The organism is Niveispirillum sp. (assembly GCF_017996735.1).
Lineage (GTDB): Bacteria > Pseudomonadota > Alphaproteobacteria > Azospirillales > Azospirillaceae > Niveispirillum.
Genome location: NZ_JAGOGJ010000190.1, coordinates 1 through 10,057, shown reverse-complemented (window position 1 = coordinate 10,057; position 10,057 = coordinate 1). Strand labels below are relative to the sequence as shown.

Genomic DNA, 10,057 nt, shown 5'->3' with positions numbered 1-10,057 from the left:
TTCATCGGCGGTGCCTGGCATGACGCCGCCGATGGCGGGTTGTTCGAGACGGTGAACCCGGCGACGGGCCAGATACTGGCGACCGTGGCCCATTGCGGCCCGGCCGATATCGACCGGGCCGTGAAAGCGGCGCGCGACAGCGTGCAGGCCGGCATCTGGTCGCGCAAGGCCCCGGAATACCGCAAGGAGGTGCTGCTGCGTCTGGCCGACACCATCCGCCGCAATGCCGAGGAACTGGCCGTCCTGGAAAGCCTGGACAGCGGCAAGCCCATCCGCGACTGCCTGAAGGAGATCGGGGAGGAGGTGCCCAACTGCTTCCGCTGGTACGCCGAACTGATCGACAAGAGTTTCGGCAAGGTGGCACCCACGGGCGAGGAGGTGCTGGCCCTGGTGGTGAAGGAACCGGTGGGCGTGGTGGGGCTGGTTCTGCCCTGGAATTTCCCGCTGCTGATGGCGGCGTGGAAGCTGGCGCCGGCGCTGGCTGCCGGCTGTTCGGTGATCGTGAAGCCGGCGGAGCAGACCTCCCTGACGGCGCTACGGCTGGCGGAACTGGCGGCGGAGGCCGGGGTGCCCGACAGTGTGCTGAACGTCGTGCCGGGCATGGGGGAGACGGCGGGCGCGGCCATCGGCCTGCATCCGGATATCGACGCCGTGTCCTTCACGGGATCGACCGAAGTGGGGCGGCATTTCCTGCGCTATGCCGCGCAATCCAACCTGAAGACCATCGGGCTGGAGATGGGCGGCAAAAGCCCGTTCATCGTGCTGGACGATGCCGACCTGTCCGATGATCTGGTCGACAATGCCGTGATGGCGGCCTTCTGGAATGCCGGACAGAATTGTTCGGCCAATATGCGCCAGATCGTGTCGGCCCGCATCCATGACGATTTCCTGGCCGCCGTGACCCGGCGGGTTGAGGCGATCACCATCGGCAACCCGCTGGACCCGCGCACCGACATGGGGCCGCTGGTGACGCTGGAGCACCGCGCCAATGTCTGCCGCTTTCTGGACGCCGGCCGGGCAGAGGGGGCGACCGTGGCGCTGGACCGGGCCGGCATCGACGCGCCGGGCAGCTATCTGGGCCCGACCGTTTTCACCGGCCTGACCCCGGATATGACCATTGCGCGGGAGGAGATTTTCGGGCCCGTGCTGGGCATCCTGAAGGCGAGTGGTACGGCCGAGGCCCTGCGGATCGCGAATGACAGCGACTATGGCCTGCACGCCACCGTCTATACGCGCGACCTCGACGCGGCGATCCATATTGCCAAGCGCCTGGAATGTGGCACCGTGGCGGTCAACGGCTTCACCGAGGGCGACATCAAGACGCCCTTCGGCGGATATAAGCGGTCTGGTTCGCAGGCCCGCGACAAGGGGGCGGAGGCGCTGGATCAGTATCTGCGGGCCAAGACCATCTGGATCACATCCCGCCATCCGGATTGACCGTCAACAGGGGAGTGCCTGCCATGTCCCGCCGTCTTCCATCCGTCAATGCCCTGAAATGTTTCGAGGTCGCGGCCGCCCATATGAGCATCCGCAAGGCGGCGGGCGTGCTACGGGTCAGCGAGAGCGCCGTCAGCCGGCAGGTGCGCATCCTGGAACAGCAGCTTGGCATCACCCTGTTCCATCGTGGCCATAACGGGCTGGAACTGACGCCGGAGGGCAAGATACTGGCCGCCAGCACCAAGGACGCGTTCGACCAGATCGCCCGCACCATCGACAATTTCCACCGTGACCAGGACGTGGTGCAGATCAGGGTGCTGCCCACCTTTGCGTTGCGCTGGCTCTATCCGCGCATCCGGGTGTTCCAGCAGCAATATCCCTTCGTGAAGGTCATGATCCATACCCGCTGGCACGACATGATCTCCAGCGACAATGACGCCGAACTGGGCGTGCGCTATGGCCTTGGCAACTGGCGGGCCGAGGATGTGACGGAGCTTTACGCCGAACGGCTGGTGCCCGTCTGTGCGCCGGAATATCTGTCGGGGCGGCAGTTGAACGAGGTCGATGATCTGCGCGGCAAGACGCTGCTGCATTCCCAGCCCGATCATCAGGATTGGAAGACCTGGGCGTCGGGCTGGAATGGCGGGCGCCTCGACACCGATCAGGGGCTGGATTTCGACGTGCTGGACATGGCGTTGCAGGCGGCCGAGGCCGGGTTCGGCATCACGGTCAGCGACCTGCTGCTGGCCCATGACACGATCAAGGCGGAAAAGCTGGTGATGGCGTCGCCGCGTGTCGTGAATAGCGGCACCTCCTATTATCTGGTCCGTCCGGCCAACCTGAACGCCCGCCGGCAGGTGCGGCTGTTCCATGAATGGATGTGCGACGAGATGAGCGGCGCCCGCCAGATGCTCGACGCTTTGGGAAGCTGAATGCCATGTCCCGTTCCCTGGTCCACCGCCTCCGCCTGCTGACGGCATGGGGAGGGCTGCTGGCTGCTGCCGTTTTGCCGGCTGCGGCGGCGGTCACACCCACCGGCCTGATGCAGATCCCGCTCACCTCCGACATCCGGGGCACCAATCCCGGCGTCAACCGCGACGCCAATACCGACACGATCATGATGCATGTGCTGGAGGGCTTGGTCGGCTATCGCGAGGATGGCACGCCGGACCTGCTGCTGGCCCAGGCGCTGACCCTGTCGCCGGACGGGCGGCGCTATACGTTCCGCCTGCGCGAGGGTTTGACCTTCCATAATGGCCAGCCGGTCACGGCGGCAGAGGTGGTCTGGTCCTGGCGCCGCTATCTCGACCCCCGCACCAACTGGACCTGCCTGGCCGATTTCAACGGAACCCGGGGGGCAAAGATCGAGGCGGTGGAGGCCGATGATCCGCTGACCGTCAGCTTTACGCTGGACCGGCCGCAGCCCTTGTTCCTGACCCTGATGGCAGGGTTCAATTGCGGCGGCAGCGCCATCCTGCACCCGGATTCCGTGGATGCGGAGGGCAAATGGCGCGAGCCGGTCAGCACCGGTCCCTATCGCATCACACGTTGGGAACGCGGGCGCGCCATCGATATGGAGGCGTTCGCCGGTTACCGCCCGCTGCCGGGGCCGCCGGACGGCAATGTCCGGGGCAAGGTGGCGCTGGAACCGCATCTGCGCTGGCTGATCATCCGCGATGCGTCGTCCCGGCTGGCGGCCCTGGTCAAGGGGCAGGTGGACGTGATGCCGGAGGTGCCGGCGGCGGAGATGCTGCAGGTGCGCCGCCTGAAGGGCGTCCATATCGTGTCGGCCCCCATGCTGGGCAGCTATGGCATCCTGGTGCAGGATCAGGACCCGTTGCTGGCCGATCCCCGCATCCGGGAGGCCATCGCCTGCGCCATCGACCGTCAGGCGCTGGCAAGGCTGGTGACGGAGGGCACCGTCGATGCCAACCCGTCCATCGTCGCCTCGGCCAGCCCCTATGGCGTCGGCCGGGATGCCGGGGCTGCGCTCTACGATCCGGATCGGTCCCGGGCCTTGCTGAAGGAGGCCGGCTATGACGGGCAATCCATCGTGCTGACCACCAACCGGCGCTATCCGGCCATGTTTAATCAGGCGCTGCTGGTCCAGGCCATGGCGCGGCAGGTGGGTTTGAACATCCGCATCGAGGTGTTGGAATGGGCGACGCAGATGGACCGCTGGCGCCGTGGCGATTTCCAGCTTTTCTCCTTCGGCTTCACGGCCAAGGCCGATGCGGCCCAGAGCTATGAGAGCATCCTGGGCGACCGCGTCGCCTCACGCAGCAAGACCTGGGGCGATCCCGCCGCCCGCGCGCTGCTGGCCGACAGCATGAACACGGGCGATGTGGAGCAACGGCGGCGGATCTTCGATGAGCTGTACCAGCGGATGCTGCATGACGTGCCCTATATCGCGCTGTTCAGCCCGGCCGACATCAACGCCGTGCGCGATGGCGTCACCGGTTTCCGGTCCTGGCAGTTCGGCCGCGCCCGGTTGTGGGGCGTGAAGCGGGAAGGGGGGCAGGCATCATGATCCGCTATGCCCTGACCCGCCTGACGCTGGCCCTGCCCACCATCATCATCGCCCTGTTCCTGATCTTCGTGCTCATCCGCCTGATCCCCGGCGACCCGGCCCAGTTGATCCTGGGGGAGGTGGATGATCCGGCGGCCCTGGCCCGCATCCGGGCCGACCTTGCCTTGGACAAGCCGCTGCCGATGCAATTCCTCTATTGGGTGTTGGCGCTGGCGCGCGGTGATTTCGGCACCTCCATCACCATGCAGTCGCCCGTGCTGGACCTGTTGGGGCCGGCCTTCGCGGTGACGGCGTCGCTGGTGGTGCCGTCGGTGGTGATCGCGGCGCTGCTGGCCCTGCCGCTGGGCATGCTTGCCGCCTGGCGCCGCAATACCCGGACGGACACGGCCGTGGTGGCGGTGTCCACCCTGTCACTGTCCATCCCCGCCTTCTGGCTGGGCCTGATGCTGCTGCTGCTGTTCGGGGTGAAGCTCGACCTGTTTCCCGTCGTCGGTTACGTGTCGCTGGCGGAGGATTTCGGGGAGGGGCTGCATTACCTGGCCTTGCCCGTCCTGACGCTGGCGCTGATCGAGGCCGGGGTGCTGGTCCGGCTGGTGCGCGCCAGCACGGTGGAGGTTCTCCAACTCGACTATATCGCCCATGCCAGGGCCAAGGGTCTGACGGAGGTGGCGGTCGCCGGTCGCCACGCGCTGCCCAACGTCATGGGCCCGACCTGGACCATGATCGGCCTGGTGCTGGGCGGGCTGCTGGGCGGGGCCGTGGTGATCGAGACGGTGTTCTCCCTGCCCGGATTGGGGCGGCTGATGGTGGAGGCGGTGTTCGCCCGCGACTATCCGCTGGTCCAGGGCTGCATGGTGGTCGTGATGCTGAGCTATGTCGGCGTGAACCTGCTGGTCGAACTGACCGCCCCCCTTCTGTGCCCGGCGGTGCGCCATGAATAGCCGCTGGACATCCATGCTGATGCAAAGACCCAGCGGCATCGCCGGGGTGACGGTGATCGCCCTGATCCTGCTGGCTGCCGCCATCGGTGCCCTGGCCCCGCCCTATGACCCGACCATGGTCGATTTCACGACCCGCCTGTCGCCGCCCTCATCGGCGCACTGGCTGGGGACCGATGAATGGGGCCGCGACGTGTTGAGCCGGCTGCTGTCGGGCACGGCCGTCACGGTGGCCGTGGCGGGGCTGACCACGCTGCTGGTCACCATCTCCGGCGCGTTGCTGGGGGCGTTCTCCGGGCTGGCGGGCGGCTGGCTGGACCGTTGCGTCGTGGCGCTGATGGATGCGTTCCTGGCCTTTCCGGCCCTGGTGCTGGCCATCGCCATGACGGCCGTGCTGGCGGGATCGTCGCTGGCGCCCGTGGTGGCGCTGGGCGTGGCCTATCTGCCTTATATGGTGCGCGTGGTGCGGGCCCATGTCCTGACCCTGCGCGGCCGCGACTTCATCGCCGCCTCACGGGTGATGGGCAACAGCCCGGCCTATACGCTGCTGCGCCACGTCATCCCCAATACGGTGGCGCCGGTTCTGGTCATGTCCACCTCGCTGTTCGGCTGGGCGCTGCTGGCGGAATCGGCCCTGTCCTTCCTGGGGCTGGGTCTGGCCCCGCCGGCGGCAAGCTGGGGCGGCATGCTGGCCGACAGCCGCAATTATTTCGCCGATGCCCCGTGGCTGGCGCTGGCGCCGGGCATCGCCATCTCCGGCGCCCTGCTGGGTATCAACCTGTTCGGCGATTTCTGCCGCGATTATTTCGACCGGAAGACCAAGGACTGATGAGCCAGCAACGGGACCCCATACTGTCCGTCGAGGGACTGTGCATCGCCACGCGCGACGGCACACGCATCGTCGATGATGTCAGCTTCCGCCTGGGCGCCGGACAGGTCGGCGCGCTGGTCGGTCAGTCCGGCAGCGGCAAGACCAGCATCGGCCGGGCCATCCTGCGCCTGCTGTCGCCGGGCCTGGCCATCACCGGCGGCGCCATCCGCTTTGACGGGCACGATCTGGCCACGGCTTCGGTCGCGGTCATGCGCGGCCTGCGGGGGCGGCGCATCGGGGCGGTGTTCCAGGAACCCATGATCTCCCTGAACCCGTCGCTGACGGTCGGGCGGCAGATGATGGAGGCGCTGCTGCGCCATGAGCGGATCACGCCGCGTGATGCCCGGGAACGCTGCCTGGACATGCTGCGCCGGGTGCGCATCGCCGATCCCGACCGTTGCTTTGGCGAATATCCGGGCAAGTTCTCCGGCGGCATGCGCCAGCGCTTCATGCTGGCCTCCGTCCTGACCACCAGACCCGCCCTGCTGATCGCGGACGAGCCGACGACGGCGCTGGATGCCGTGATCCGCAAGGAGATCATGGACCAGATGCTGGACCTGACGCGGGAACTGGGCACCAGCGTGCTGATCGTCAGCCACGACCTGGCAATGCTGTCGCAATATTCCGACATTGCCACGGTGCTGCATCAGGGCAGGGTGGTGGAACAGGGCGACACGCGCGATATCCTGCTGCGGCCCCGGACCGACTATATGCGCGGCTTCGTCGCCGCCCTGCCGCGCCGCGTGGAAGCCGCGCCGACGGGTGCGGGCGCCCGGCCGCTGATCAAAGTGCAGGGGCTGGACGTGGCCTTCCCCCTGAAGCGGCGCACCTTCTTCTCCCCCCATCGCACCCTGCGCGCCGTCAAGGATGTCAGCTTCGACATCGCCAAGGGGGAAGTGGTGGCGGTGGTGGGGGAGTCCGGGTCGGGCAAGACCAGTATCGGCCGGGCGCTGGTGGGGCTGAACAGGGCCACCGCCGGCAGCTTCGCCCGTACCGATGGTCCGCACCTGAAGGCGGGCGGCGCGGAATGGCGCATGCCGGGCGTGCAGATGGTGTTCCAGGACCAGCATTCCTCCCTGGACCCGCAGATGACCCTGGAACAGTTGGTCGCCGAACCGCTGCGCCATGACCCGTCGATGAGTGCGGCCCAACGGCTGGACCGCGCCCGCGACATCCTGGCGGAGGTGGGGCTGCCCGGCGGTTTCGCCAAGCGCTATTCCCATGAACTGTCCGGCGGACAGCGTCAGCGCGTGGGTATCGCCCGTGCCGTCGTGGCCCGGCCGTCGCTGATCGTGGCGGACGAGCCGGTGTCGGCCCTGGATGTCGGCGTACAGCGTCAGGTGCTGGACCTGATGATGCGCATGCGTGACGCCTATGGCCTGTCCTATCTGTTCATCTCCCACGATTTGTCGGTGGTTGAGGAGATCGCCGACCGGGTGCTGGTCATGTATCGCGGTCGCATCGTGGAAAGCGGCCCGCGCGACGCCATCTTCGACCGGCCGCACCACCCCTATACACGCCGCCTGCTGGAAGCCACGCCGCGCATCTTCCCGGGCGGCGGGGACAGCTACGAACTGGCCGTTCCCCCCACCATCGCCGTGCCGGCACCCGCCGGCCATGCCTATCACGAACCGGGGGAGGGCGATGACGACGCCCCCCTGGCGATGATCACCATCGATGGCCGGCATCAGGTGCTGTGCCGCGCGCTTACCTGAACGGCGGGCCTCCCCGCCCGACCCTTTTGCCTGGAGCTTGTTCATGAGCATCACTTCCGAAGACAAGGCCGACCTGCTGGGCCTGTTCGGCGGCCAGCTTCTGCCCGGACAGACCGTCGATACCTTGTTCCGGCTGCCCCGCATGTTCCCCTATGCCCCCGTTTCGCGGGGCGATGGCCCCGCCCGGCCCTTGCCCCGCGCCGCAAAGCCCATGCCCCGCATCGCGGTGCCGCATGAAGGGCGGGTCTTTGATATGGGCGATTTCCTGTCGGTCAACCGTGTGGCCGGCGCCCTGATCCTGAAGGACGGGGAGGTGGTGTTCGAGAATTACGAGCTGGGCCTGAACGACCAGCGGCACTGGGCCTCGGCCTCGGTCGCCAAATCGGTGACCTCTGCCCTGATCGGCGCCGCCATACAGGATGGGTTCATCCGGGACCTGGACGCGCCCCTGACCGATTTCATCGATATCGGCGCGCCCTATGCCGAGGTGTCGCTGCGCCAGTTGCTGCGCATGAATACCGGGGTGCTGTGGCGGGAGGAATATGTCGACCCCAATTCCGAACGCCGGCAATTGCTGGCCAAGCAGTTCGATTTCGAACCGCGCGCCATCGTCAAGCACATGACCGGCCTTTCCCGCTGCGCGCCGCCGGGCGGCTCCTGGGCCTATAATACGGGGGAATCCTATCTGGTCGCGGCCGTGCTGGAACAGGCGACCGGCAAAGGGCTGGCCGACTATCTGTCGGAGCGGATCTGGTCACGCCTGGGCATGGAACAGGACGCCACTTGGTGGCTGGACAGCCCCGGAGGCATGGTCGTGTCGGGCAGCGGCATGGGCGCCACCCTGCGCGACTATGCCCGCTTCGGTCAGTTCGTGCTGGAGGATGGCGTCATCGACGGGGACCGCGTGGTGCCGGCGGGCTGGTTCAAGGAGGCTGGTTCCCCGTTCCAGATCGGGGAGAAACAGATCCCCTACGGCTATATGTGGTGGATCCCGGAATTGCAGGTGCCGGAACTGGCCGGTTCCTTCCAGGCCGAAGGCATCTATGGCCAGTATATCCATGTCAATCCGGCGGAAAATCTGGTCATCGTGCTGCTTTGCGCCCGGTCCAAGCCTAATATGCGCCTGCGGTTCGAACTGAACGACGACGCGTTCTTCGCCGCCGTCGCCCGCGCCCTGCGGTGAGCGGGGCCGTGCATCCGCTGGATGGTATCCTGGTGGTCAGCCTGGAACAGGCCATCGCCGCCCCGTTCTGCACCCGCCAACTGGCCGATCTGGGGGCGCGTGTCATCAAGGTGGAGCGGCCGGACGGCGGGGATTTTGCCCGTGCCTATGATGATCGGGCACGGGGCCTGTCCTCGCATTTTGTCTGGACCAACCGGTCCAAGGAAAGCCTGGTCCTGGACCTGAAGCAGGAAGGGGACCTGGATGCCCTGCGGCGGTTGCTGGCCCGCGCTGACGTGTTTGTCCAGAACCTGGCGCCGGGGGCGGTCCGGCGCTTGGGGCTGGGGCAGGAGACGCTATCGGCGCTGCATCCGCGCCTGATCATCTGTGACATTTCCGGCTACGGCATCGGCGGGCCGGATGAGCAGCGCAAGGCCTACGACCTGCTGATCCAGGCGGAATCCGGCTTCCTGTCCCTGACCGGCACACCGGAGGAACCCTGCAAGGCCGGCCTGTCCATCGCCGACATCGCGGCCGGCATGTATGCCTATTCCAACATCCTGGCGGCCCTGTTCGAACGGGAACGGACGGGCAGGGGCCGGCATATCGACATTTCCATGCTGGAAGCCATGGCGGAATGGATGGGCTTCCCGCTGAATTATGCCATGGACGGGGCATCGCCGCCGCCCCGCGCCGGGGCCAGCCACGCCACCATCTTCCCCTATGGCCCCTTCGCCCATGCCCAGGGAAAGGTGATCCTGGCCGTGCAGAACGAACGCGAATGGGCTTCCTTCTGCACCATGGTGCTGGAACGGCCCGATCTTGTGACCGACCCGCGCTTTGACGCCAATCAGCGCCGGTCGGAGAACCGGGAGGCGCTGTCCGCCATCATCGCCAATCGGCTGGGCACCCTGTCCAGAGATGCGGTGGAGGGCCGGCTGGACGCGGCGCGCATCGCCTGGGCGCCGATCAACACCATGGCCGATCTATGGGACCATCGCCAATTGCAGGCGCGCGACCGCTGGCGGGAGGTGGGCAGCGAGGCGGGGCCGCTGCAATGCCTGCTGCCGCCGGGCCGCACGGCAATGCGGGTCGCTCCCGTGCCCGCCGTCGGCCAGCATACCGACGCCATCCTGCGGGAATTTGGCATCACCCGCGCGGTTTAGGCCTGTCTGCCGCATCGGCGGCAGGCCCCCATCCATGGGGGGCTGGCCCCGTTTATTGAAATCGACAGTACCCGCCCGCCGTCCCTAGTCTTTCCATACATCCGGATGTGCAATGGGAAATCTCCAGGTCCTGAAAGGCGGGAGCCTGCCCGGATGTTCAATCATCATAACAATATTGAACAGGGACTTTGAACAATGGCAGCAATGTTGGAGGCCGTCTCTTTACGCAAGGAGTATG

The 10,057-nt window shown here is 66.9% G+C and carries 8 protein-coding genes; all 8 read left to right on the top strand.

Translation table 11 applies throughout. From position 1 onward, the window contains the following. A partial coding sequence (locus KBA48_RS30620; protein WP_292912480.1) for an aldehyde dehydrogenase occupies positions 1-1,437 on the top strand: 1,437 nt, incomplete at its 5' end. Positions 1,438-1,460: 23 nt separating this feature from the next. Then, positions 1,461-2,369, top strand: a complete 909-nt coding sequence (locus tag KBA48_RS30615; RefSeq protein WP_292912479.1) for a LysR substrate-binding domain-containing protein — start codon at positions 1,461-1,463, stop codon at positions 2,367-2,369. A gap of 5 nt (positions 2,370-2,374) precedes the next feature. Continuing rightward, on the top strand, positions 2,375-3,967 hold the full coding sequence (locus KBA48_RS30610) for an ABC transporter substrate-binding protein (protein ID WP_292912478.1): 1,593 nt from the start codon (positions 2,375-2,377) through the stop codon (positions 3,965-3,967). After that, positions 3,964-4,908, top strand: coding sequence for an ABC transporter permease (locus KBA48_RS30605; protein WP_292912477.1), 945 nt, complete (start codon positions 3,964-3,966; stop codon positions 4,906-4,908). The genes KBA48_RS30610 and KBA48_RS30605 overlap by 4 nt, the downstream gene beginning before the upstream one ends. Positions 4,909-4,927: 19 nt before the next feature. Beyond that, positions 4,928-5,734, top strand: a complete 807-nt coding sequence (locus tag KBA48_RS30600; protein ID WP_292912476.1) for an ABC transporter permease — start codon at positions 4,928-4,930, stop codon at positions 5,732-5,734. Next, positions 5,734-7,491 (top strand): ABC transporter ATP-binding protein, encoded by a 1,758-nt coding sequence (locus tag KBA48_RS30595; protein ID WP_292912475.1) that lies wholly within the window; start codon positions 5,734-5,736, stop codon positions 7,489-7,491. The genes KBA48_RS30600 and KBA48_RS30595 overlap by 1 nt, the downstream gene beginning before the upstream one ends. A 43-nt stretch (positions 7,492-7,534) precedes the next feature. Beyond that, positions 7,535-8,674, top strand: coding sequence for a serine hydrolase (locus tag KBA48_RS30590; RefSeq protein WP_292912474.1), 1,140 nt, complete (start codon positions 7,535-7,537; stop codon positions 8,672-8,674). An 8-nt stretch (positions 8,675-8,682) separates the two neighbouring features. Then, positions 8,683-9,819 carry a CaiB/BaiF CoA-transferase family protein gene (locus KBA48_RS30585; RefSeq protein ID WP_292912473.1) on the top strand — a complete coding sequence of 379 codons (1,137 nt, stop codon included), beginning with the start codon at positions 8,683-8,685 and terminating at the stop codon, positions 9,817-9,819. The last annotated feature ends 238 nt before the right edge of the window (positions 9,820-10,057 follow it).